This is a genomic window from Lysobacter sp. Soil_N_51 (assembly GCF_057655755.1).
Map to the genome: position 1 here is coordinate 49,652 of NZ_JBDGLR010000003.1, position 24,352 is coordinate 74,003.

Annotated in this window: 23 protein-coding genes; 11 read left to right on the top strand and 12 right to left on the bottom strand. The window is 66.5% G+C overall.

Annotation, left to right across the window (positions count from 1 at the left end):
- The first annotated feature begins 5 nt into the window (after positions 1–5).
- The 5 genes from AC3A4T_RS05660 (at position 6) to AC3A4T_RS05680 (ending at position 3,627) form a co-directional block, all read left to right on the top strand.
- On the top strand, positions 6–1,589 hold the full coding sequence (locus tag AC3A4T_RS05660) for a cytochrome ubiquinol oxidase subunit I (RefSeq protein ID WP_487674507.1): 1,584 nt from the start codon (positions 6–8) through the stop codon (positions 1,587–1,589).
- A complete protein-coding gene (gene cydB / locus AC3A4T_RS05665) occupies positions 1,586–2,719 on the top strand; it encodes a cytochrome d ubiquinol oxidase subunit II (RefSeq protein WP_487674508.1) in 1,134 nt (377 codons plus the stop codon). Before AC3A4T_RS05660 ends, cydB begins: the two co-directional genes overlap by 4 nt.
- Positions 2,719–2,844 carry a cytochrome bd-I oxidase subunit CydX gene (cydX, locus tag AC3A4T_RS05670; protein WP_082559664.1) on the top strand — a complete coding sequence of 42 codons (126 nt, stop codon included), beginning with the start codon at positions 2,719–2,721 and terminating at the stop codon, positions 2,842–2,844. Before cydB ends, cydX begins: the two co-directional genes overlap by 1 nt.
- Positions 2,844–3,098: a cyd operon YbgE family protein gene (locus tag AC3A4T_RS05675; RefSeq protein WP_487674509.1), complete on the top strand. Its 255-nt coding sequence runs from the start codon at positions 2,844–2,846 to the stop codon at positions 3,096–3,098. The genes cydX and AC3A4T_RS05675 overlap by 1 nt, the downstream gene beginning before the upstream one ends.
- 106 nt (positions 3,099–3,204) lie before the next feature.
- Positions 3,205–3,627, top strand: a complete 423-nt coding sequence (locus AC3A4T_RS05680) for a universal stress protein (RefSeq protein WP_487674510.1) — start codon at positions 3,205–3,207, stop codon at positions 3,625–3,627.
- Between the two features lie 176 nt (positions 3,628–3,803).
- Here the strand turns inward: AC3A4T_RS05680 and AC3A4T_RS05685 are convergent, their stop codons facing one another.
- The 5 genes from AC3A4T_RS05685 to AC3A4T_RS05705 form a co-directional block, all read right to left on the bottom strand.
- Positions 3,804–4,055, bottom strand: coding sequence for a hypothetical protein (locus AC3A4T_RS05685; RefSeq protein WP_487674511.1), 252 nt, complete (start codon positions 4,053–4,055; stop codon positions 3,804–3,806).
- A gap of 102 nt (positions 4,056–4,157) precedes the next feature.
- The gene (locus AC3A4T_RS05690; protein WP_487674512.1) at positions 4,158–4,934 is read right to left on the bottom strand and encodes a hypothetical protein; all 777 of its coding nucleotides are present in this window, start codon (positions 4,932–4,934) and stop codon (positions 4,158–4,160) included.
- 176 nt (positions 4,935–5,110) lie between these two features.
- Complete coding sequence (locus tag AC3A4T_RS05695; protein ID WP_487674513.1) at positions 5,111–5,752, bottom strand: DUF6766 family protein; 642 nt, start codon at positions 5,750–5,752, stop codon at positions 5,111–5,113.
- Positions 5,753–5,874: 122 nt separating this feature from the next.
- Positions 5,875–6,492 carry a ferritin-like domain-containing protein gene (locus tag AC3A4T_RS05700; RefSeq protein ID WP_487674514.1) on the bottom strand — a complete coding sequence of 206 codons (618 nt, stop codon included), beginning with the start codon at positions 6,490–6,492 and terminating at the stop codon, positions 5,875–5,877.
- A gap of 139 nt (positions 6,493–6,631) precedes the next feature.
- Complete coding sequence (locus AC3A4T_RS05705) at positions 6,632–7,684, bottom strand: SDR family oxidoreductase (protein WP_487674515.1); 1,053 nt, start codon at positions 7,682–7,684, stop codon at positions 6,632–6,634.
- 226 nt (positions 7,685–7,910) lie between these two features.
- Here AC3A4T_RS05705 and AC3A4T_RS05710 point away from each other — a divergent pair, with 226 nt between their 5' ends.
- The 3 genes from AC3A4T_RS05710 (at position 7,911) to AC3A4T_RS05720 (ending at position 9,291) form a co-directional block, all read left to right on the top strand.
- Positions 7,911–8,408 carry a hypothetical protein gene (locus tag AC3A4T_RS05710; protein WP_487674516.1) on the top strand — a complete coding sequence of 166 codons (498 nt, stop codon included), beginning with the start codon at positions 7,911–7,913 and terminating at the stop codon, positions 8,406–8,408.
- A 171-nt stretch (positions 8,409–8,579) separates the two neighbouring features.
- A complete protein-coding gene (locus tag AC3A4T_RS05715) occupies positions 8,580–8,927 on the top strand; it encodes a hypothetical protein (protein WP_487674517.1) in 348 nt (115 codons plus the stop codon).
- 79 nt (positions 8,928–9,006) lie between these two features.
- On the top strand, positions 9,007–9,291 hold the full coding sequence (locus AC3A4T_RS05720) for a hypothetical protein (protein WP_487674518.1): 285 nt from the start codon (positions 9,007–9,009) through the stop codon (positions 9,289–9,291).
- Here the strand turns inward: AC3A4T_RS05720 and AC3A4T_RS05725 are convergent.
- The 6 genes from AC3A4T_RS05725 to AC3A4T_RS05750 all read right to left on the bottom strand — a co-directional run bounded on the left by AC3A4T_RS05725 (position 9,261) and on the right by AC3A4T_RS05750 (position 15,566).
- Positions 9,261–9,914, bottom strand: a complete 654-nt coding sequence (locus AC3A4T_RS05725; protein WP_487674519.1) for an outer membrane beta-barrel protein — start codon at positions 9,912–9,914, stop codon at positions 9,261–9,263. The two genes, AC3A4T_RS05720 and AC3A4T_RS05725, sit on opposite strands and share 31 nt — an antisense overlap.
- A 260-nt stretch (positions 9,915–10,174) precedes the next feature.
- Positions 10,175–11,284 carry an N-acetylglucosamine-6-phosphate deacetylase gene (gene nagA / locus AC3A4T_RS05730; protein WP_487674520.1) on the bottom strand — a complete coding sequence of 370 codons (1,110 nt, stop codon included), beginning with the start codon at positions 11,282–11,284 and terminating at the stop codon, positions 10,175–10,177.
- Positions 11,281–12,057, bottom strand: a complete 777-nt coding sequence (locus AC3A4T_RS05735; RefSeq protein WP_191821673.1) for a DeoR family transcriptional regulator — start codon at positions 12,055–12,057, stop codon at positions 11,281–11,283. The genes nagA and AC3A4T_RS05735 overlap by 4 nt, the downstream gene beginning before the upstream one ends.
- Before the next feature lie 48 nt (positions 12,058–12,105).
- Positions 12,106–13,428 (bottom strand): D-tagatose-bisphosphate aldolase, class II, non-catalytic subunit, encoded by a 1,323-nt coding sequence (locus AC3A4T_RS05740; RefSeq protein ID WP_487674521.1) that lies wholly within the window; start codon positions 13,426–13,428, stop codon positions 12,106–12,108.
- Between the two features lie 49 nt (positions 13,429–13,477).
- Positions 13,478–14,419, bottom strand: a complete 942-nt coding sequence (locus AC3A4T_RS05745; protein WP_487674522.1) for an ROK family protein — start codon at positions 14,417–14,419, stop codon at positions 13,478–13,480.
- Positions 14,412–15,566: an SIS domain-containing protein gene (locus AC3A4T_RS05750; RefSeq protein ID WP_487674523.1), complete on the bottom strand. Its 1,155-nt coding sequence runs from the start codon at positions 15,564–15,566 to the stop codon at positions 14,412–14,414. Before AC3A4T_RS05750 ends, AC3A4T_RS05745 begins: the two co-directional genes overlap by 8 nt.
- Positions 15,567–15,943: 377 nt before the next feature.
- Here AC3A4T_RS05750 and AC3A4T_RS05755 point away from each other — a divergent pair, with 377 nt between their 5' ends.
- From AC3A4T_RS05755 to AC3A4T_RS05765, 3 genes are all read left to right on the top strand, one after another.
- Entirely contained in the window at positions 15,944–19,273 is a 3,330-nt protein-coding gene (locus AC3A4T_RS05755; RefSeq protein ID WP_487674853.1) for a TIM-barrel domain-containing protein, read from the top strand.
- Positions 19,274–19,464: 191 nt separating this feature from the next.
- A complete protein-coding gene (locus AC3A4T_RS05760; protein ID WP_487674524.1) occupies positions 19,465–22,467 on the top strand; it encodes a TonB-dependent receptor domain-containing protein in 3,003 nt (1,000 codons plus the stop codon).
- A 404-nt stretch (positions 22,468–22,871) separates the two neighbouring features.
- Positions 22,872–23,531, top strand: a complete 660-nt coding sequence (locus tag AC3A4T_RS05765) for a DUF2867 domain-containing protein (protein ID WP_487674525.1) — start codon at positions 22,872–22,874, stop codon at positions 23,529–23,531.
- A gap of 34 nt (positions 23,532–23,565) precedes the next feature.
- On the opposite strand, the gene AC3A4T_RS05770 is transcribed toward AC3A4T_RS05765, so the two are convergent.
- Complete coding sequence (locus tag AC3A4T_RS05770; protein ID WP_487674526.1) at positions 23,566–24,336, bottom strand: thioesterase II family protein; 771 nt, start codon at positions 24,334–24,336, stop codon at positions 23,566–23,568.
- Positions 24,337–24,352 lie beyond the last annotated feature (16 nt).

Sequence of the window (24,352 nt, forward strand, 5' to 3'; positions counted from 1 at the left end):
ACCTCATGCCGGATCTCCATGTCGTCGATCTGTCCCGACTGCAATTCGCGCTGACCGCGCTGTACCACTTCCTGTTCGTGCCGTTGACCATCGGCCTGGCCCTGATCATGGCGATCATGGAAAGCGTGTACGTGATGACGAACCGGGTGATCTGGAAACAGATGACCCGGTTCTGGGGCGTGCTGTTCGGCATCAACTTCGCCATGGGCGTGGCCACCGGCATCACCATGGAGTTCCAGTTCGGAACCAACTGGGCGTATTACTCGCATTACGTCGGCGATATCTTCGGCGCGCCGTTGGCGATCGAAGGGATGATGGCGTTCTTCCTGGAAAGCACCTTCGTCGGCCTGTTCTTCTTCGGCTGGGACCGCTTGAGCAAGCTGCAGCACCTGATCGTGACCTGGCTCACCGCGCTGGGCGCCAACCTGTCCGCGCTGTGGATCCTGATCGCCAACGGTTGGATGCAGAACCCGGTCGGCGCGGAGTTCAACTTCCAGACCATGCGCATGGAGGTCACCGACTTCGCCGCGGTGGTGTTCAATCCGGTCGCGCAGGCGAAATTCGTGCATACCGTCAGCGCAGGCTATGTCACCGGCGCGATGTTCGTGCTGTCGATCAGCGCCTGGTATCTGCTGCGTGGACGCAATATCGAGATCGCGCGCCGCTCCATCGTGGTGGCCGCGAGCTTCGGTCTGGCATCGGCCTTGTCGGTCGCGGTACTGGGCGACGAGAGCGGCTATACCGCTTCGGAAAACCAGAAGATGAAGGTCGCCGCGATCGAGGCCGAATGGCGCACCCACCCGGCGCCGGCCTCGTTCACCCTGGTCGGATGGCCCGACATGCAACGGCGCGAAACCACGCACGCGGTGCATATTCCCTGGGCGCTGGGCCTGATCGCCACGCGCTCGCTGGACAAGGAAGTGCCCGGCATTCACGACCTGGTCGAGGTCAATCGCGAGCGCATCCGCCGCGGCATCGGCGCGTACGCGGCGCTGCGCGAATTGCGCGCCGACCGCGACGATCCGGACAAGGCCGCCGCATTCCTGGCCTTGCGCGAGGATCTCGGTTTCGGCTTGCTGACCCTGCGCTATGTCACCGATCCCGCGCTCGCCGACGAAGCGGTCATCGATCGCGCGGCCTGGAGCACGGTGCCGAATGTGCCGGTGCTGTTCTGGTCGTTCCGGATCATGGTGGGGCTGGGCGTGTTCTTCATCCTGCTGTTCGGCTGGGCGTTCTATCTGGCCACGCGCGGACGATTGGACCGTCCGCTGTTCCTGCGTGTCGCCCTGTGGAGTCTGCCGTTGCCGTGGGTCGCGGCCGAACTGGGCTGGATCGTCGCCGAGTACGGCCGCCAGCCGTGGGCGATCGACGGCGTGCTGCCGACCTTTCTCGGCGTGTCCTCGACCAGTTCCACGCAAGTGATCGCGAGCCTGGTGGGTTTCGTCGTGCTTTACACCGGACTGGCGGTGGTCGACGTGATGCTGATGCTGCGCGCGATCCGCTCCGGGCCGGATCGACTCAAGTTCTGGCCGGCGTCGCATGGCGGCCACGCCGTCGCCCCGACCCAATCCGCGAGGACCGACCGATGATCGACTATTCGCTGCTGCGCATGATCTGGTGGGTGCTGCTCGGGGTGTTGCTGATCGGTTTCGCCGTGACCGACGGCTACGACCTGGGCCTGGGCGCGATCCTGCGATTGATCGGCCGAGACGATGTCGAACGGCGCATGGCGCTGGAATCGATCGAGCCTAACTGGGAAGGTAACCAGGTGTGGTTCATTCTCGGCGGCGGCGCCGTGTTCGCCGCCTGGCCGCTGCTGTACGCGGCATCGTTTTCCTCGTTCTACTTCGCCATGTTGCTGTTGCTGGTGGCGTTGATACTGCGGCCGGTCGGCTTCGCCTTCCGCAACCGCTTGCCGCATGCGCGCTGGCGCGGCGCCTGGGACTGGGCGCTGACGATCGCGGGCGTGGTGCCGTCGCTGGTGTTCGGCGTGGCGTTCGGCAATCTGCTGCTCGGCGTGCCGTTCCACTTCAGCGATGAGTTGCTGCCGATCTACGACGGCAGTTTCATCGGCCTGTTCCGGCCGTTCGCCTTGCTCGCCGGCGTGGTCAGCCTGGCGATGCTGGTGATGCACGGCGCATGCTTCGCCGCCATGCGCGTCGAGGATCCGGTGGGCCTGCGCGCACGGCGCATCGCCCGTATCGCGGCGGCCATCGCCGCGAGCGGATTCGTGGCGGCGGGGATCTGGCTTCGCTCCCTTCCGGCCCCGGCGATCGTCGGCAGCCTGCACGCGGACGCGCCGTCCGACCCGCTGCTCAAGCATGTGGTGCTGATCGACGGCGGATGGTTCGCCAACTACGCGCTCAATCCGTGGATGATCGCGGTGCCGGTGCTGACCGTGCTGTTGCTGATCGCGGTGGTGCTGTGCCGCGCGCGCTGGCTGGCCTTTCTGGCCAGCGGCGCAGCGGTGACGGGCATCATTCTGACCGCCGGTCTGGCGATGTTTCCGTTCCTGATGCCGTCCTCGACCCATCCGGGTCACGGCCTGACGGTGTGGGACGCGTCTTCGAGCCAGCGCACGCTGGGCATCATGCTGGTCGCCGCGGCGATCTTTCTGCCGCTGATCCTGGCCTATACCAGTTGGGCGTTCCGGGTCATGCGCGGCACCGTGACGCGCGCCCATGTGGAGTCGCAGGACGAACTCGGAGGAGGCTACTGATGTGGTATTTCGCCTGGATATTGGGCTTGGCCCTGGCCTGCAGCTTCGGCGTGCTGAACGCCATGTGGTTCGAATTGCGCAGCGACGAGGAGCGCGATCGTCGCGAAGTGCTGGAGGACGACTGATGGCGCGAGTCGTGTCCTTGCTGCTGGCCTGCGGCCTGGCGCTCGGGCTGCTGTTCCTGCCGGCGATGCGCGGTGGCGAGATGACCGCCGCCGCGCACGGCCTGCTCAGTCCGCTGTTGTTGTCGATCTGCGCCGGATTCGTCCACGGCGTCGGTTACCGGCCGCTGCGACCGTGGCTGCGCGTGCTTCTGCACCCGCTGGCGCTTTGGCCCGCGATGCTCGGACTGGCCGTTCTGTGGGCGCGCAGCTTCTGAACACCGCGCGGGCACCGCGCTGGATTGATCTGGATCAAATCGGCGCTGGCCTGCTTGAACGAAGCTGTCGACTCACAGACGCGCTCGCGTCGACCGGAGAGTATCGATGCGTATCCTGATTGCGATCGACGGCAGCGACGTCGCACTGCGCGCGGCCCGTTATGCGATAAAGCTCGCGGGCAACCTGAAGCAGACGCCCGAGCTGCATCTGGCGTACGTCGACGAGCCGCTCATGCGCAGCGTCGCCCTCAACCTCGGCCTGGAAGGCACGGCCCGTTATCACGCCGAGAACAGCGACGCCGCGATGCGCAAGGTCCGGGCGGCGTTCAATCGCGCCAAGGTCGAGGTGCGCGAGCATCCGTCCGTGGGCGATCCGGCCGCCACGATCCTCAAGCTGGCCCAATCCAATCGTTGCGATCTGATCGTCATGGGGTCGCATGGCCGATCGCCGATCAAGAGCCTGTTCCTGGGCTCGGTGACCAGCAAGGTGCTGGGCGCCGATGCGGTGCCGGTGCTGATCGTGCGCTGAGGTCCGGTTGGTGCATGGCGTCTTGGCGCGCATGTGCGCGTCGATCGCGGTGGACGCGATATTGAAAACGATGGGTGATCGGTCCCCCGTGCCAGGTGAACCTGGATACGCCCACGTCGCTGCTTGGTGAATGGACACGCGCTGCCTTCGCATCCGCGACGCACTGACACAGGTTGCTATCGATCGGAAGGACCATTCCGTCGGCGCGTCCAGGCGCCGATCGCCCAGCCCGCGACGACCGCGATAAGGAAGGTCTGCGCTGGGTGTCGGCGCGCGATCGCGACGGCCTGATCGAGCATCCCCGCCGGCTTGCCGCGATCGGCGACATCGAGCGGCGGAATCGGGCTGGCGACGTCGACGGTCGGTGTATTGAAGGCGCCGCGAGCGGCGTAGTCGGTCGGAGTGGCCGGTGGATGGTCGGCTTGCATCGTGTAATTCCCTTGCGCGGTGATCGGTCGCTGGCTTCGAACAGACGCAAGCGGCGCATCCGCGCCGCTTGCGTGACGGTCTATTGGATTATCGGCGGTCTTTTATCGCCCGTCTTTGTCGGCGTCGCCAGGCAGCGCGCGCTCGACGCTGTGCCAGGCGTCCTTGGTCGCGGCCTTGGCCTTCTCCCAGCCGAGTCTGGATTCGCCCTTCACCGTGTCCCAGCGCTGTCCCAGTTCGGCCTCGAGCTTGTCGTCCCAGTCGCGATCGCGGTACTGCTGGCGCGCATGCGTGCCGTAGCGATAGGCCGGACGATAATCGGAAAACTCCGCGTCTCGATCGCGATACGAAGTCTGCTCGAACTGCGACTGGTGATAGCGATCGCTCGCGTCGTAGGTGCGATAGGTGCGATCGGCGCGGGTCCACGAATCCTGCACGGCCGGCCAGGCGGCCTCCCAGTCCAGCTTCGATTGGCCGCGCGCGCCGGCCCAATCGCGTTCGAGTTCGGCCGCGGTCTGCTCGTCCCAAGGCCGGTCGCCCAGGCGCGATCTGGCTTCGGCGCCGTACGAATACGCCGGCGCGTAGTCGGTGGCGTAGTTGAATTCGGGGTTGTAGTAGGGGCGACGCACATGTTCTTCCTGCCAGTACTGCGCTTCGCCGGTGGGATCGATGCGCTCGGCCACGCCCTTGCCGGCGGCCGCGCCGGCGATCGCGCCGATGCCGCTGCCGACCAGCATGCCGATCGGGCCGCCGAACGCGCCGACGAATGCGCCCGCCACCGCGCCGCTCACGCCGCCCACGCCGACGCCTACCGGATGCGCGCCGGGCGTTCCGGTGATCGGATCGCGGTTGAGGTCTCGCTTGTCGTTGCTGTTGCTCATTCTGTCGCTCCTTGGCTTCGGCGGAAACGTCCGCGGATAGAAGTCCAGAATTCACCGCGACGCATATGCGTCATGTCGTCGTGTTGCGAAAGCGCTTTTAACATCGCTCGCCGACGCCTCGTATTCACAACGCGCTGCGCGTAATGCGGCTGAATCATTAAGACATCAACGCCGGATCACACACCCGTTTGCGAATGCGGCGCCTCGACCGGCTTGGATTGCGGCGATTCTTTCTGACGCAACCAGATCGTGAGGATCACCAATGCCGCCAGCGCCAGAAATTCGCTCTGCCAGTTTTGAAACGATTCGAACCAGAACCGCGCATCGCCCAGGAACGACACCAGTGAGACTTGAGGCTCGCCCTTCATCGCCTGCTCGGCGTTATGCGCGCGCCAGCTTCCGCACAGGTGCAGCACGAACGAAGCCGCGAACAGCAGGCCGAATGCGATCAGCACCACGGGATGGCCGCTGTGCAGCAGTTCGTTCGCGTGCGCGATCAAGCGATCGAACCAACGCAGTTTGCAGGCGGATCTCGGTCCCGGACGCGGGTTGCCGTTGGGCAGATAAAGACATGCAACGATCAGGCCATGCACGGCCGCTTCCAGGTAATGGCCTCGATCGTCTTTGCGATTGCCTGGAAGCGCCCTGCGGCTTTCGATCGGGTCCGCGTCGCGGGCGAGAATGGCGACGCCATTCCACGCCCGCTGTCCGCGCCACAGCGCGCCATACCCCGCATCGTTCACCGCTTGTAGCGCAAACGCGGCGTCGTCGGTCTTCAGTTCTTGCAGACACACGATGTCCGCGGATTCGCGTTGCAACCATTGCAGAAGATGCGGAAGGCGCGTGCACACATCCGTTGATGTTGAAGCCGGCCAGCTTGAGCGTGCGCGCTGTCACGGCGTCGGTTGGACCACGCAGCCTGTCGCTGGTCGGTTGCGGATCAGTTCTTCTTCAACATCTGATCGCGCGCCTGCTCGGCGCGCGATGCGCCGATCGCGGTTTCGACCTGTTTGATCTCTTCCGGCGGCGGCAGCACCGCGGGGAAGCCCAGCGACTGGATCCACAGCTCGCGGGTCCAACCCTGGGTGTGATACAGGTGATGGTCCTCGTCCTGTTCGACCGCTTCGAATGCGGCCTGAAGGACTTTCACGTGCGGGCCCTTGCCGTGCTTGGCGACGTGGCCGATGAGTTCCCAATTCAGATGATCCTTGGTCTCGGCCAGCACCACGCATTCGCCGGCGACCAGTTCGGCCGCGGCCGGGTCGCCCGCCGCCAAGGCCATCTCCATCGCCTTGACCAGTGATTTGCCGATGTGGCCGACCACTTTGCGTCCGGGTGTCGAGACATCGGGATCGAGGCCGAGTTCCTCGAACACGTTCAACAGCACCTTGCGATGGGTGCGGGTTTCGTCCAGATACTCGGTCCACTCCTTGCGCAGATCGTCGTTGACCGCGCAACGGATCGCGGTTTCGTATATCTGTATGCCGCCGAGTTCGGTTTCCAATGCCTGATACAACAGTTCTTCGACTTGCGCGGAATCTTGTGCGTTCTTGGCCATTGAAGTTCTCCTCAGAGCGCCTTATGACGCCGATGCGAAAACGTAGAAGCTTAAGGATTCGATCGGCGTGAAGCTCCACGCGGCGTCGTGAACGATTCAGCGCGGTACGCGCGCGCTGGCAACGATGACGCGCGTTCGGTCATCCGCGGGGTCCGCCCATCACCGGCAGCACCACGCCGTTGATATAGGACGCGGTCACCGGCGAAGCGAGAAACACGTAGGCGGGAGAAATCTCCTCCGGCTGCGCGGGCCGGCCCATGTCGCTGTCGGCGCCGAATTTCGCCACCTCCTCGGCCGATTTGTCGGCGGGATTGAGCGCAGTCCAGACCGGGCCGGGCGCCACCGCGTTCACGCGGATGCCGCGCGGCAGCAACTGGCTGGCGAGCGACAGGGTGAAGGCGTGGATCGCGCCCTTGGTCGCCGAATAGTCCAGCAAGGTCTTGTGGCCGAACAGGCCGGTCTCCGAGCCGGTGTTGATGATCGCCGAGCCGTTGCCCAGGTGCGGCAGGGCCGCGCGCGCCATATGAAAATAACCGGCGATGTTGGTCTGCAGGGTTTCCTGCAGATGTTCGTCGCCGAGGTCTTCGAGCGTGTCGCAATGCGCCTGGAACGCGGCGTTGTTGACCAGGATGTCGAGCCGGCCGAACGCGGCGACGGTTTGCGCGACCGCGTCGTCGCAGAACGCCCGGTCGCGCACGTCGCCGCTGATCGCCAGACTGCGCTGGCCTTCCTGGTCGATGAACATGCGGGTGTCCTGCGCGTCCTGATGCTCGTTGAGGTAGGCGATCGCGACGTCGGCGCCTTCGCGCGCGAACAGCACCGCCACCGCGCGGCCTATGCCGGAATCGCCGCCGGTGATCAGCGCGACCTTGCCCTGCAGTTTTCCGCTGCCGCGGTAACTGGGCGCCATGAACTTCGGCGCCGGATTGAGCATGTGCTCGTGCCCGGGTTTGATCTGATGTTGTTTCGGCAGCGGGTTTTCCGGTTGCGCGCGATCGCCGGCCTGGACCGCCGTTTTTTTCGCGGTTTTCCCGTGCTTGTCGGGCTTGCCTCGATCGAGCGCGTCGACCCGGCGCTGGATGGCCTTTTGACGGCGGGCGGTCGCGTCCGCGCCGGAGTCGGAACCCGTTGGAACCGATGGGCTGTCCGGCGACGGAATCGAGCGTTCTCCATTCCGAGTCTTCTTGGCCATGACGCCTCCTGTTGATGCGATCAAGACCGAACCTAAGCCAGCGCATCTTTCATCGACGTGAAATCAGCGGCGAAACAGACGATGAGATAGACGGCGATGTGCTCGACATGCGATCGCAGCTGTACGGTTAATGTTGAAGCGGATGAATGCGCGACGGCTCGCGATCTTCGCGGGCGGCTAACGAACGGCCGTGCAGGTTTGAGTCATCCAACGGCAGGTGATTCATATGAAACAGCGCCGCGTTTACCGAACCGACGATATCGCCCAGGCCACGCGCGCCGTCGAGGCATTGGGCGCCCAGGGCATCGGCGACGACGACATTTCGCTGGTGGCGCGTTCGGATATCGAGCTGCAGAGCATTCCCAATCGGCACAAGGAAGCCGATACGGATTTCATGCCGGCGGCGATCCGCGGCGCCGGCGTCGGCGGCGCGACCGGGTTGCTGGCCGGCCTGGCCGCGACCGTCATCACCCCGGTCGGCATCACCCTGGCGGGCGCGGCGGTGGTCGGCGCGGTCGGGGCGCTGGTCGGCACCTGGGCGTCGGCGCTGATGGGCGCGGCCTTGCCCGATCCTGTCCGGCAGAAGTTCGACGATGAGATCGCCGCCGGTCGCATCCTGGTGTTGGTCGACGCCGAATCGTCGGTGCACGAGCGGCTCGGCGCTGCATTGGCGAACAACGGCGCGACGCGGCTGGACTATGAGGCACCCGCGTCGATGACGTGACGCGGCGCATGCTCGCCGCGTGTACGGATGCGAATGGCGTTGCGGGCGCGCATCGGAATCTTGCTCAAGCGAATATTCCGCCGGAGGTACTGGATTGGCGCGAGCGAACTCAGTCTTGCATCACGCGTCGATTGCCACGCGTCGATTGCGGCAACATGGAGACCTGACGGCATGAGCGGCGCCGCAGCGGCCGTAGTGTTCACGCCCGACGGGCGTTACCTGGTCGTGCGCGGCCGGCTGTGGCGCGCGGCCAATCCGAATCTCGCCGAGCACGAGCGTGCTGCGCTCGTCGCCGAACTGATGGCGGCCCGTCGCGCGGTCAAGCACGATCGCGACGACCCCGCCGCGCTGGCGCGCGCGCGGCGGCGCGTGCATCTGGCCAAAGTCGCGCTCGGCGAGCGCGGGCCGGTGTGGTGGAGCGACGGTGCGCCCGATCTGAACCGCAAGCTGGCGATCAATACGCCGTATGCGTCGTGGTTAGCCTCGCTGTCCGACGGCGTGCCGGCGGAGCGCGGTTGAGGCGGCGCTACGCAGGACATTCATCGTCGGCGCCCATGCTTGAACCGGGCGTGGTCATGCGCCGTGTTTCAGGCTGCGCTTGCGCCCGACCATCATGATCGGGCCGACGATGGCGTTGATCGTCCCCGCTCGGTTGGCCCCGCCGCGAATCGCTGCGGCCAAGTCGAACGATGGCGGCGACGACTTTGCCGACGCCGGCATCCCGTTCCCATTCGTTGTCTGGTTCGATCGCGCTTCCGACAAAAAAAAGCGGAAGGCTTGTGCCTCCCGCTTTTTTGATGATTACACCCGCCGCCCGCGCTTATCGGGCGGCGCGCACAAGCCCCAGGCCGCTCAGAAGCTCGCGCGGAAGCCGACCGTATAGCGGTGATTGCCGGCGCCCGCGTTGCCCTCGGCGACCAGGCCCCAGATCGGGTTGATCTTCAGCAAGACGCCGACGGTGCCGCTGAACGCCTGCTCGTAGACGTCGCCGTCGGTGTAGCTGCCTTTGACCCAGCCCTCCAGGTGCTCGCTCAGATCGCCGCGAAGGCCGAGCGAGAGCCGGTAGTCGTCGCCGTCGATCTTTTCCCGAAACGCCAGGTTGTCGTTCTCGAATTCGAGCCGGGTGTTCTGATAGCCCAGCTCGGCGGTCCACTCCAGCCGCTCGTTGATCGGCTGGAAATAACCGATGCCTACGATGACCTGCTGCGCATCGACATCGAGTTTCGCCAGGCTGGCGCCGTCGAAGCGCAGGTCGATATCGCCGCTGCCCTTGTGCAGGCCGCCGCTCAGGAAGAATCGGCTGCCCAGTTCGACCGAGCCGGCGGCGTACGCGCCGTCCACATCGATGTCGTCGAGCTTGAGCAGCGGATCCGAGTCGCCGGATTCGATCTTCTGGGCGACGTAGCCGGCTTCCAGATACGTGTGGCTGCGCGCTTGCTGCGCCATCGCCTGAGCGGACGTCAGGCACAGGGCCGCGACGAGCGCGGATCTCGAGAAGACGGACATAGGTTTTCCCCGGTTATTGCGAAAGCGGAAAATTTTAGCGGCTTGTGCCCGATTTTACTGCGATCAGGTCGGCGAAACCTGCGCGGCGCGGGGGTGCGCGCGCCGCGGCAAGTTCCGAAACCGAATCGTTCGGGCCAGGACTCGGGCGAATGGCATGCGCCGAATGGCAGTGTCGGCGGAAGCTTGCATCACACAGGCACGCAAGCTGTCGCTGTTCGGTGGAGCGCTTGCCGTGGCTGACAGCGCGCCCGCGGCAGGTATCAGGACAAGGCGACCGGGCGCCCGGCGACATATACCTCGACGATGCGCAACTGCGCGTCCAACACCACGAAATCGGCGCAGGCGCCGGGCGCGATGCGGCCACGGTCGGACAGGCCCAGGTAATCGGCCGGGAAGGTGGAGACGCGATGCGCGGCGTCGGCGAGGTCCAGGCCGACCTCGACCAGATTGCGCAGCGCCTGGTCCATGGTCAGCGCGCTGCCGGCCAGCGAACCGCTGGCCAGGCGCACGCAGCCCAGGCATTTGTGCACGCGCTGCGAACCCAGCGCGTATTCGCCGTCGGGCATGCCGGTCGCGGCAGTGGCGTCGGTGACCGCGTACACGCGCGGAATGGCGCGCACGGCGAGGCGGATCGCGCCGGGATGCACGTGCTGCAGATCGGGAATCAGCTCGGCGTATTCGGCATGGGCCAGCGCGGCCGCGGCGATGCCGGGTTGGTAGTGGTCGACGCCGGTCATGCCGTTGAACAGATGGGTGAAGCCGGTCGCGCCGGCGCGCAGCGCGGCGACGCCGTCTTCGTAACTGCCGGCGCTGTGACCGATCTGGACGCGGATGCCCATTGCGCTCAATTGCGGAATCAATTCGGTGTGCGAGCCGATCTCCGGCGCCAAGGTCAATACCTTGATCGGCGCCAGCGCATGCAGGCGTCGCACCGATTCCAAGGTGGCTTCCACCGTCAGCGGTGGTTGCGCGCCGAGACGCTGCGGGCTGATGAACGGTCCTTCCAGATGCACGCCGAGCACGCGCGCCGCATTTGGATCGGGTTCGGCGATGGCGGTGGCGAGGCCGCGCAGCGCGTGGACGATATCGGGTTCCGCCGCGGTCATGGTGGTGCCGAGCAGGGCGGTGGTGCCGTAGCGCACGTGCGCGCGCGCGACGGTGCGCGCGGCGTCGCCGCCTTGCATCAGGTCGACACCGGCGGCGCCGTGCACGTGCAGGTCGATGAAGCCGGGCAGGACGATGAATTCGTCACCGCTGTTTTCGAGAGCGCGCTCTTCGATGGTGCGGATCTGGCGGTCGAAGCCGATACGGCCGACGCGCCAACCCTCGGACGTCAGGATCCGACCTTGCAGGCTGCGCAATTCGTTCACGGCGTCGCCTCGGCGATGATCACTTCGATGCCCAGTTGCTGCAGACCTTCGCGATAGCGATCATCGATGCCGGCGTCGGTGATGATCGCGTGGATCTGATCGAGCCGGGCGATGCGGTGCAGGCTGACCCGGCCGAATTTCGATGCGTCGGTCAGCACCACGATGCGGCGCGCGTGTTCGACCATGCGGTGATTGAGGCGCGCCTCGGCCTCGTCGTGGGTGGTCAGGCCGAACTGCAGGTCCAGGCCGTCCACGCCGAGAAACAAGGTGTCGAAGCTGTAGGCGTTGAGGCTGGCCTCGGCCTGGCTGCCCTGCAGCGACAGCGATTGCTTGCGCAGCACGCCGCCGCTGAGCAGCACGTCGACGCCGGGCGCGTTGGCGAGTTCCCAGGCGATGTTGAGGCCGTTGGTCATCACCGTGACGTCGCGATGGCCGCGCAGATGGCGGGCCAGGGTCATGGTGGTGGAACCCGAGTCGATGATGATGTTGTCGCCGGCCTGCACCAGTTGCGCGGCGCGCGCGCCGATGCGCTCTTTCAGCGGCAGGTTCAGCGCGTCTTTCTCGTGGATGTCCTGTTCCTGCGGCGGCGTGCGCACCAGCGCGGCGCCGCCGTGGGTGCGGGTGGCCAGGCCCTGCGATTCGATATGGCTCAGGTCGGCGCGGATGGTCACCGCCGACACGCCGAAGCGCTCGACCAGCTCGGCCACCTGCACCGAGCCGAGCTCGATCAGGCATTGCAGGATCTGTTGCCGGCGGGCGCGGGTGTTGCGAATGGCCATCGGTGGGTCCGCCATGAAAGTCGAAGCGCTGAAGGTCGAAGATTAGCTGTTCGCTGCGGCGGCGGCGCGGGATGCGCGCTCACCGGCCGTGTTCGCCGAGCAGGCGCGGGCGTATTCGTCCAGGCACAGGCCGATGCGATGCCGCACCAGCGCCTCGGGCGTGTTGGCCAGGGTGCCGGCGCGGACCGCGCGGTATTGCTCGGGCAGGTGCTGGCTCAACAGGAACGCCGGCGGCGCATGCGCGCGCAGATTGTCGAACAGGCGCTGCACGGCGGCGAGCAGGGCCGGTTCGCCCCAGTAATAACGGCAGCGATCGCTGAGCGCGTACAGGCGCAGCAGATGCAGTTCGTGCTCGTCGCCGTGGTAGTGCTGCTGCCAGTGGCGCGGGTTGTCGAGCATGCACTGTTCGAGCACCTGCGGCAGGTTCGAGCGTTGTTCTGGCGGCAGCAGTTCGGCTTCGATCGCGGCCAGCGCGAACAGCGCCTCGCGATAGGCGAAGGTCGCGGCCGGGCCGACCTTGAGGATGGCGAAGTGATCGCGCACCAGCGCGTGCAGGCCGTCCTCGCGCTGGTAGTCGGTGGAGTGCGCTTCGAACACGATGCGCGGCTGGCGTTCGAGAAAATCGGCCAGCGCCCGCGCCGCGAGCGGATCGTAGTCGTGCACGCTGCTGTGGTCGAAGTCGACGCCCGGCTGCACCACCATCGCAATCACCCGCTCCCAGGCCGGAGCCAGATCGGGCGCGGCGAAGGCGTCGCGGTGGATCGCCAGGGTCTGTTCGGCGGCTTGCGGCGTGGTCACCGCGAGCCCGCCGGCCAGCGAGGCTTCGCCGCCGGGGATCGGCACTTCGGTGCCGATCACGTACACCGGCGGCGGCAGGCCGTGCGCGGCGGCGGTGCGTTCGGCGATGCGCGCCAGTTCGGCCGAGCGCGCGGCGACGGTCGTGTCGGGCAGCGGCGTGGGATCGTCGGCGCAGGACATGCTGCAGTCCAGATGGATCTTGTGGAAACCGGCGGCCACATAAGCTTCGATCAGCACCCGCGCATGCGCCATGGCTTCTTCGGCCGGACGCTTCTGCCAGGCATTCGGGCCGAGATGATCGCCGCCGAGCACCAGCCGATCGGCCGGGAAGTTTTCGTCGCGCGCCAAGGCCAGCACGTAGTCGCGGTACTGCGGCGGGGTCATGCCGGTGTAGCCGCCGAACTGGTCGACCTGGTTGGAGGTCGCTTCGATCAGCAACAAGGTGTCGTGACGGCGGGCCACGTCCATCGCGGCGCGCAGCACCAGTTCGTTGCTGCAGCACACGCTGTACAGGCCGACGTTGCGGCCCTGGCGGTGGGAGGCGATCAGCGATTGCACGGGCGACATGGCGAAACTCCAACGCGATTCAGGACGACCCGGTACGAGCCGGGCAAACTCAGGACAAGGCCGGCGCCCACGCCAGCAACGCGGCGCCGCGCGCGCCGCCGGCACCGCCGAAGCGCGGCGGCACGATCGGCGGCACTTGCACGCCATCGAACAGATGCGCGGCGACCGCCGCCGGCAACACGCCGTACAACGGTGCGTGTTGCGACAAGCCACCGCCGAGCACGATCACATGCGGATCCAGCACCAGCACCAACTTGGCCAGACTGTGGCCGAGCAAATCCAGATGGATCGCCATCACCTCGCGTGCGCGCACATCGCCCGCGTCGGCCAGGGCGAGCACCGCCGCGGCGTCGTCCGCTTCGCCGCCGAAATGGCGGTGCAGCGCGACCAGGCCGCTGCCTGAGACATAGCGCTCGACGCAACCGCGCAGACCGCAGGCGCAGTCCAGCACCGGCAGCGCATAGCGTTGCAGCAGTTGTCCCGGCACGCTCCAGTGGCCCCATTCGCCGGCCAGGCCGTTGAAGCCGGTCACCAAGCGACCATGCAGGCAATAACCGCCGCCCGCGCCGGTGCCGAGGATCGCGCCGAACATGCTCGGATACCCTTCGGCGGCGCCGCCATGCGCTTCGGACAGCGCGAAGCACTGCAGATCGTTGCCGAAGTGCAGCGGTCGTCGCAGTCGCGCCTGCAAGTCGGCGGCGACCGTGCGGCCGGTCAAGGCCGGCACGTTGGCGCTGAGCTGACGGCCGCTGCGCGGGTCGCGCACGCCGGGCAGGGCGATGCCGATCGCGGTGTCGGCGAGTCCGAGTTCGGCATCGGCCGCGGCGACCAGCGCTTCGAGCGCGGCGAGGAATGCCGGGTATTTGCCCTGCGGCGTGGCGATGCGCTGGCGATGGCGCACTTCCAGCGCGGCATCGCAGGCGACCAATTCGATCTTGGTGCCGCCGATATCGATGCCGTAGCAGATCGCGGGAGCGGCGGCGTCAGCCATGGTGGATGGTGACGCCCTTGACCACCCGGTTGACGGTGCCGTCCGGGAAGGGATTGTCGGGCGTCAGGCCGAGCGCGGCCGAACGTTGCAGCGCATACATCTGCGCGAAGGTCAGCCACACCGGCGCCAGCCACGTGTCCTCCAACGCCGGCACGTGCAGGCTGTGGTCGTCGTCGCCACCGATATCGGCGCGTGGGCCGATCGACAGCACTTGCCCGGCCACGCCGTCGCGGCGAAGTTCGTCAAGCAGGTCGTGTTCGTAACGGCGTGCGAGCGCGTGGTTGCTGCGCATCACCACCACCAAGGTCTGATCGTCGAGCGTGGACTTGGGCCCGTGGCGAAACCCCAGCGGCGTGTTGGCCAAGGCCAGAACGCGACCGGCGGTGAGTTCGAGCACCTTCAGCGCGGCTTCGCGCGCCAAGGCTTCCAGCGGGCCGCTGGCCAGGTAGATCACGCGATTGAACGAACGCTGCGCCAAGGTTGCGACCGGCGCATCCCACTGCGTCAGACCATCGCGCGCGAGTGTGGCCAGTTGCTGCAGGCGTTCGATTCGCTGCGGCCACGGCGCGCGGTCGAACACGCTGAGCGCGGTCAACAGCATGCAGCTCAGGCTGCTGGTCATGGCGAAGGCGCGGTCGCAACTCGCCGCCGGCATCAGCACGGTGCAGGTGTCGTCGCGGCCGGCGCCGCGGCGCGCGAGTTCGCCGTCGGGATTGCAGGTGATGTCGAGAAAACGCGCGTGCTCGACCTGCGCCCGCACCAGTTCGACCGCGGCCACGCTCTCCGGGCTGGAGCCGCTGCGGCCGAACGACACCAGCAGGGTCGGGCGGTCGCGCTGCAGGTACAGCGCCGGATGGGTCAGCAGGTTGGTGGTGTGCAGCGCGCGCACTTCGGCCGGCCACTGCGCGTTGATGCTGTCGGCGACCAGGTCGGCGATGAAGCCCGAACTGCCGGCGCCGGTGAACAGCACGCGCTGGCGCGGGTCGTCGAGGCAGTCGCCGAGAAAGGCCTGCACGCGTTCTTGCGCCTGCGCCAGATCGCCGGCCAGTTGATCCCACAAGGCCGGTTGCTGGGCGATTTCGGCGGCGGTATCGGCTCCGCCCAGGCGCTGCCAGGCGGTCGAGTCGGGGAGCGGGGTGAGGTCCATGGAGAATCCCTGTTGAGCGCGGTGACGATCTGCGTTTTCTTTCGGAATGTCAATTATCGAAAGTAAAACAAAAGAAATTGACCGAACGAGTTTGTTCTTCGAACTCGCCCGGAAAAAACGAAAGGTCGGCGCGAATCAGCTTTCGTTGCTTGCTTAACAGGGATTTTCGCCAGGTTTAGAAAGTATTGCATTGCACAATCTTTCGTTTTGCCCGATAAATTCTTCCTTTTTTCTTTCAATTCATTGACAGCTTTCGAATCACTGCCCTAGAGTCGGCCGCAACAGGTTTCGAATGCCCGCCGAGCGGGCTCCTTGGGGGCAAGGTGAAATTCCGCATGCGTCGTCCGCGTCTGTCGATCGCGAGTTTGTCGAGAACGATGCTCTCGATCACGATCCCGGCCGCGCTGTGGTTGTCGGCGCTGCCGGTTGCGGCCGAGCCGGTCGGCAACCTGCGCGCGGTCCGCGCCGATGCCGGCGCGACGCCGGGCTGGGAACTGAGCACCGACACCGGCAGCGTGCTGCGCATCGACGTGCTGGCCGACGACATCGTGCGGGTGCAGGCCGGGCGTCGCGGCAAGCTGACGCCGGCCGGCGACAAGGCCGCGCCGATCGTGCTGCCGCAAACGGCGGCCAAGGTCGACGCCACGCTCGAGGAAGATGCCGCCGAAGTGCGCGTGCGCACCAGCGCGCTGGTGCTGCATGTGCAGCGGCAACCGTTGAAGCTGCGGCTGGAACGTATCGACGGCGAACGTCGCACCTCGCTGTGGCAGGAACTGCAACCGCTCGACCTCGACGCGACCCAGAGCGTGCAGGTGCTGTCGTCGCAGGCCGACGAAGCGTTCTACGGCGGCGGCCAGCAGAACGGCCGTTACCAATTCAAGGGCCGCGAACTGGATGTGTCGTATTCCGGCGGTTGGGAAGAAGGCGATCGCCCGAGCCCGGCGCCGATGCTGTTGAGCTCGCGCGGCTGGGGCATGTTGCGCAACACCTGGAGCGACGGCAGTTACGATCTGCGTCAGCCCGATCAATCCACGCTGTTGCATCGCGAAGATCGCTTCGACGTCTATTACTTCGTCGGCGAACTGCCGCGCCTGCTCGAACGCTACACCCAGCTGACCGGCCGTCCCGGCCTGCTGCCGCGTTGGGCGCTGTCGTACGGCGACGCCGATTGCTACAACGACGGCGACAACGGCAAGAAACCCGGCACCGTGCCCGAAGGCTGGCGCGACGGTCCGACAGGCACCACGATCGATGTGGTCGAAAGCGTCGCGCGCCAGTACCGCGAGCACGACATGCCCGGCGGCTGGATCCTGCCCAACGACGGCTACGGTTGCGGCTACAAGCAATTGCCGGAAACGGTGAAGGGGCTCGCGAAATACGGCTTCCGCACCGGCCTGTGGACCGAGAACGGCGTCGACAAGATCGCCTGGGAAGTCGGCACCGCCGGCAGCCGGGTGCAGAAGCTCGACGTGGCCTGGACCGGCAAGGGCTATCAGTTCGCGATGGACGCCAATCAATCGGCGTTCAACGGCATCCTGCACAACTCCGATTCGCGCCCGTTCCTGTGGACGGTGATGGGCTGGGCCGGCATCCAGCGTTATGCGGTGGCCTGGACCGGCGACCAGAGCGCGAGCTGGGACTACATCCGCTGGCATGTGCCGACCCTGATCGGTTCGGGCTTGTCGGGCATGGCCTACGCGACCGGAGACGTCGATGCGATCTTCGGCGGCAGCGCCGAAACCTATACCCGCGATCTGCAGTGGAAGGCGTTCACCCCGGTGCTGATGGGCATGTCGGGTTGGTCGTCGAATGCGCGCAAGCATCCGTGGTGGTTCGACGAGCCGTACCGCAGCATCAATCGCGATTATCTGAAATTGAAGATGCGGCTGACGCCGTACATGTACGGCCTCACCCACGACGCCGCGCAGACCGGCGCGCCGCCGGTGCGCGGGTTGATGTGGGATTACCCGCAAGACCCGCATGCGCAGGGCGAGGCCTACAAGTACCAGTTCCTGCTCGGTCGCGATCTGCTGGTGGCGCCGGTGTATCGCAGTCAGGCCGCTAGCCGCGGCTGGCGGCGGGGCATCCATCTGCCGGCCGGCCGCTGGATCGACTACTGGGACGGGCGCAGCGTGCAGGCCGGCGCGGCCGGGCGCGAACTCGATCGTCAGGTCGACCTCGCCACGCTGCCGCTGTTCGTGCGCGCCGGTGCGATCGTGCCGATGCATCCGGCGATGCTGTTCGACGGCGAAAAGCCGCTCGACGAGATCACCTTCGACCTGTATCCGCAGGGCGATTCGCAGTACACGCTGTACGAAGACGACGGCAACACCCGTCGCTACGAGCAGGGCGAGTCGAGCACGCAGCAGGTGCGGATGAGCGCGCCGGCGCAGGGCAGTGGGCCGGTCAGCGTGCGGATCGACGCGGTGCAGGGCCAGTACAAAGGGCAGTTGCCGCAACGTCGCTACGGCTTGCGCGTGCTCAGCCGGCAGGCGCCGCGCGCGGTGTCGGTCGACGGTCGCGCGCTGCCGAAGCTTGCCGATGCCGCCGCGTTACAGGCGGCGAGCGAAGGTTGGTATTTCGATCCAGCCGAACGCAAGGGCAGCGTGCATGTGCGCACCGCCGCGGTCGATATTCGCAAGCCGCTGCAGTTGGCGCTGGATATCGCCACCGCCGCGGCGCCCGCCGACGATGCGTTCCCGGCCGCGCCGGCGCTCGGTCGCGCGTTGCCCGCTGACAGCTTGCTGGTGGTCAATCGTCCGGCCGAAGAACCCGGGCATGCGCTGGAAAACGCGTTCGACGACGATGCCGCGACGTGGTTCCGCAGCGTGCGTAATCAAGCCGTGCGTACCGGGGCGCACGAATGGACGGTTGGCTTCGGCGAACGCAAGTTGATCGACGGCATCGAAATCGCGCCGCGCAACGACAAGAACTGGAAGCACGGCCAGGTCCGCGATTACGAGGTGTACCTGGGCGACAGCAACGGCGAATGGGGCGAACCGATCGCGCGCGGTCATCTGCAACTCAAGCAGGAACTGCAGCGCATCGAGTTCCCCGCGCGCGCCGGCCGGCTGTTGCGCTTTCGCGTGCTCAGCGTGCAGAACCCCGAGGGCGATGGCGCGTCTGCGACCGATCCGATGGTCACCGCGGCGCAAGGCAATGCGGCGCGCGCGGTCGATGCGCTGCAGCCGCGCGATGTCGGCCCGATCGCGCTGTCGAGCTTCCATATCCTCGAACACCAGGAGCCCGAGCGTCCGGCGCAGCAGCGTTATCTGTCCGAGTTGCCGCTGCCGGCCGCATTGAAGGGCCAGGTGCATGCCGATCGCGCGTTCCGCGGCGACGAGGCGCTGCGCATGAACGGACTGCTGTTCCGCCGTGGTCTGGGTGTTGGTCCAACCAGCCGCATCGATCTGCGCCTGCAAGGCCAGTGGCGATTGTTGCGCGCCGATCTCGGCATCGACGATGCCTGCCGCGCCGCCGGCGGCCTGCAGTTCCAGGTCTGGGGCGACAGTCGTCTGCTTTACGACAGTGGATTGGTGAAAGCGCCCGGCGTGGTCAAGCCGGAACTCGACATCCGCGGTCTGTCGTCCTTGAGCCTGCGCACGCTCGGCGCGCAGGGCAGCCAACCCGCGCAGGTCTGCGCGAACTGGGCCAACGCCGTGCTGATCGGACAGGAGGGCGACAGCGCCAGCATCGTCGCGCCATGAACCATCCGAATCCATAACCGCAACACGCAACACCGAACCACCCACATCGAATCCCTAACACCGAACCACTAACCGAACCCGTAACACCGCTCCTCCCCCGCCCACACCGACTGCGGCCATCCGGCCGCGGCCCGGGATCGCTGTTGCCCTTCGTCCGCCATCCGCGCCGCAGTCCTGCCAGGAGAGTTCCGATGTTGCCCGCAAGCCGCCGTACGCGCCGTCAACGCGCCAACCGCATCCCCGCCACCCCGTTGTCGCTGGCCCTGGCCGTCGCGCTGCTGGGTCATGTGTCCCTCGCTGCCGCACAGGATGGCGCGGCCGGCACGGACAGCAAGGGCAAGACCACCGAACTGTCGCGGGTCGAAGTCACCGGTTCCAACATCCGCCGCACCGACGTGGAAACCGCATCGCCGGTGCAGATCGTCAGCAAGCAGGACATCGAGAACATGGGCGCGCGCACCCTGTTGCAGGTGCTCGACAACCTGCCGGCGGCGCGGCCAGCGCAGCAGGATTCGCGCTCGCTGTTCACCGGTTCCGACGGCGCCTCGCAGGCCAATCTGCGCGGCCTCGGCGCGCAGGGCACGCTGGTGCTGTTGAACGGTCGGCGCCTGTCGTATTACGGCGCGCCGGCCGGGTTCCAGACCCAGTTCGTCAACATCGACGCGATTCCGGCCGCGGCGATCGAACGCATGGAGGTGCTGACCGACGGCGCCTCGGCGGTGTACGGCACCGACGCGGTGGCCGGCGTCATCAACGTGATCACCAAGCGCAATTACCAGGGCGCGGAGGTCAACCTGACCACCGACATGTCCTCGCGCATCGATTCCTACGGCGAGCATCAGGCCAGCATCACCGCCGGTTTCGGCGACCTCGACGAAGACCGCTACAACGTCTACGCCGCGGTCAATCTGTACCGCCGCGACGCGATCCCGCTGAGCGATTTCTACGACAAGCGTCCCAAGCAGTACTACGTCAACAACCCGAACTACCTCACCAATCTGCGTCTGGGTACCGGCAGCAAGCCGGGTGTGTTCAATCCCGGCAGCTACTTCGCTTTCGACCCGGCCACCGGCCGGCGCGTGCAGGAACCCGCGCCGGGCTGCAACAACGTGCTCACCACCGAAGCCGCGGGCCCGCGTTGCATCTGGCAGACCTGGATGAACAACGAGATCGACGCCGGCGCCAAGTCCGAACGCAACACCGCCTACGTCAACGCGCACTTCCTGATCGGCGACAGCACCGAGGCCTTCGCCGAGGCGACCTACACCGACATCGACCTGCGCGCCAACGGCGGCACGCCGCGCGCCTACGGCACTACCACCGGCAATCCGACCAGCTGGTTCTCGCGCAACACCGGCACCTCGGTCAATCAGTTCCTGTATCCCTTCCTCGGCCCGAACAACGAGTACAACCACGCCAGCCCGCAGCTCAAGGCGATGATGGGCGGCGTGGTGGGCCTGCAGTACCTGTTGCAGGACGCGGGCGCGAACTACTTCGGTCAGCGCAACACCGACAAGAGCTATCGCGCGCTCGGCGGTTTGCGCGGCGCCATCGGCGACTGGAACTGGGAAACCGCGTTCGCCACCGCCGGCACCCACTCGACCACCTACCAGACCATCAACGTCAATCTGGAAGGCTTCGAGAAAGCGTTCGGCCCGTACACCACCGATCCGGGCACCGGCCGGGTGATCATCTCCGATCATCCGGCGTACAAGTTCGGTCAGATCAACGAGGCCAACGCGGCGCTGATCCGCGCCGCGTTCCCGACCTTCGATATCCAGTCGTGGACCCGCCTGCACACCCTCGACGGCAAGATCGAAGGCCCGCTGTTCAAGCTGCCGGCCGGCGAAGTGCGCGCGGCGTTCGGCTTCAACGTCAGCCGCGAGACCTTCTACACCCCGGGCAACGCGGACGCCGCCAACGGTCTGATCACCCAGCAGGGCGGCTCGTGGTTCGACGGCAAGCGCAACACCTATGCCGTGTTCGCCGAAGCGGTCGCGCCGCTGACCGACAAGCTCGAACTCGACGCCGCGCTGCGCGTGGACAAGTACCCGAACTTCAGCGCCAACGTCGCGCCGAAGATCGGCCTGAAGTATCAGGTGCTGCCGCAACTGCTGTTGCGCGGCACCTACTCGGAAGGCTTCCGCGCGCCGAGCCTGGCCGAGTCCGGCACCGGCGGCGTGTTCGCCCAGCTCGGCGGCTACCGCGACGAAGTCCGCTGCGCCGAAACCAACGCCATCGCCAACCTGTTGCGTCAATCGCGCCGCAGCGGCGACGTCGACCTGGGCAATTCGCTGCTCAACGCCGACTGCAGCCGCACCGTGGCGCGCATGACCCAGCCCAACCAGGACCTCAAGCCCGAGAAGGCCAAGATCGGCACCCTGGGCTTCGTGTTCGAGCCGCTCGACTGGCTGTCGGTGTCGGCCGATTACTGGTTCATTTATCGCCGCAACGAAATCGCCGCGCCGGACTACAGCAAGGACGAAGACATCCTGTCGTCGACGCGTTCGCCGATCACCGAATCCGACCGCGCCGCGGTGGCCGCGCTGGCGGCGATGTGCGCCGATCCGGCCAGCGGCGTGAGCTGTCCGGGCGCGCTGCCGGGCTACAGCGTCGGCAATGTCGCCAGCGTCGTCGGCCAGTACAAGAACAAGGGTCGCACCCTGATCGACGGCTTCGACGTCGACGCGCGCAGCCGCTTCTCGCTGGGCGAGTGGGGCAGCCTCAACATCGGTTTGGCCGCGACCATCGCGCGCCGCAACCAGGCGTATCTGGACGACGAAAACGGCTGGTACTACGGCAACACCGTTGGCTATTACGGCAATCCGCGTCTGCGCGCGACGATCAACGCCGACTGGAACTACCGCCAGGTGAGCACCAGCTTCTTCGTGAACTACGTCGGCACCACCAAGTGGGCCTGGGAACGCATCGACGCGGAGGACAACAACCCGCAGACCTGCACCGCCGGTTACCTGCCGGTGGCCAAGGCCCAGTGCGACGGCGTGCCGTCGTGGTGGACGGCCAACCTGAGCCTGACCTGGCGTCCGACCGAGAAGCTCAACGTAGGCGTCACCGTCAAGAACCTGTTCGATCGCATGCCGTTCTACGATCCCAATAGCTTCCTAGGCGATTCCAGCGACTACGCCAGCATCTTCGGCCGCAGCTACAGCTTCACGGTCGGCTACAAGTTCTGAGGGTTGGATCGCGCCGGCGAAGTCGCCGGCGCGATCTTCGGCTGGGTTCGTCGCTTGCGGCCGATGGGTATGCGGTGCGACGACAAGCAATTTGCCGGTGAATGCCGCGAAGCCGCGTCCTCGGGCGCGGCTTTTTGTTGCGCGCGAGCCCCGGCGCGATATCGGCGGTTGCGACGTCCAGCCCGGTCAGCGCGGGCGAAGCCAGATCGGGGCGATGCGGCTTCGCCCGTGAAAGACTCGTGGCTGTCGACCACGTCGGCGAAGGTTCGCAGGCCGGAGCACCGGTTTCGCGTTCGAATACGAAGCATGGATGAGGCGATAGCGGGCATCGCGGCGGCGCATGTCGCCACAGCGCCGCCATCGGGTCTGGACGCGCGCATGCGCATGATCCGGCGAGCGCTTGCGTGCAGCGTGGCGCCTGCGACCCTGCGTCGCAGGCACGGCGGTGGCGATGGGACGATACTGACGTCGGCAACGGTGCGCGGCCGCGGACCGGGTCGAAACAGGGAGTCCGGAGCATGTCGATTGCGCTGCATCGAGTGACCGACGTCGTGCCGCCGCCGCATTCGCGGGTGGCGGGCGTGTACCCGTCGATGGATTTGTACGACGCCTATTCGATCGAGCTGCCGGACGAGGCGTCCGGCGATCCGGAAACCTTGGCGCGATTCGTGTTCGCGCGCAGTCCGGCCTGGATCGGCGGACTGATGCGCGTGCGCGATGCGCTGGTGGCGGGTCTCGGGCTGAAGACCGCGCGGCGATTGCAGCGGCTCGGCGCGGACGGCGGCGAGCGCGTCGGCATGTTCCGCATCTACGAACGACTGCCCTGTGAGATCGTGATGGGCGAAGACGACAAGCATCTGAATTTCAAGCTGTCGGTGCTGTGCCAGCCGCCCGACGTGGCGGTCGCGCGGCGGCGATTGATCGTCTCGACCGCGGTGCATTGCCACAACCGCCTCGGTCGTGCGTATATCGCGGTGATCGCGCCGTTTCACCGAATGATCGTGCGTTCCTGCCTGCGCCACGCCGCGCACATCGGCTGGCCGCCGCGGCAGCCCGCGGCTTGAGTGCGATAGCCCGGCCGCGGCGCCGCCCATGCATTCAGCCCGCGACCGGCTCGGTTTCGGGCGGGCAGTGCGCGCGCACGAATGCGTCCAGCCTGCGGACGAAGTCCGGATTGGTGTTGATGAAAAAATGACCGCCGGTCATCGCCGCCTGTTGCGCATCCGCGAACAGATCGGCCCAGGCGAACACGTCGTCGACCCGGGTTTCGTCCTGTTCCCCGGCCAGGATCAACGCCGGGATCCGCGCCAGATCCGGATGCAGCGGCGGCAGGCGGAAGTTCTCGCCGAGGGCGAAATCGGCGCGCAGCGCGGGGAAGAACAGTTGCATGACCTCCGGGTCGTTGAGCAGTTCGCGCGGCGTGCCGTTGAGGCTGCGCAGCTTGGCCAGAAAACGATCGTCCGGCAGTTCGCTGACCCACTCGCGCGGGCGGTCCACGGTGGGCGAACACTTGGCCGACAATGCGATCGCGCGCGGCGGCGGCGCGCCGAGTTGCAGCAGGCGGTTGGCGGCGGAAAAGGCCATCAACGCGCCGTTGCTGTGGCCGTACAGCAGGTAAGGCCGGTCGAGCAGTGGCAGCAGGTCGGGCAGCAGCTGCGTCAGCAGGTCGTCTATGTCGCGGATCAGCGGCTCGGCCATGCGCATGCCGCGCCCGGGCGGTTGCACGCACAACAGCTCGACCTGCGGGCTCAGCCATTTGCGCCAGGACGCGTACGAACTCGCGCTGCCCCCGGAAAAAGGAAAGGCGACCAAGCGCAGGCGCGCGTGTTCGGAATTGCCGGATCGGACCAGCCAGGGCGAAGGTTTCATGATGGCGCATGCAGTG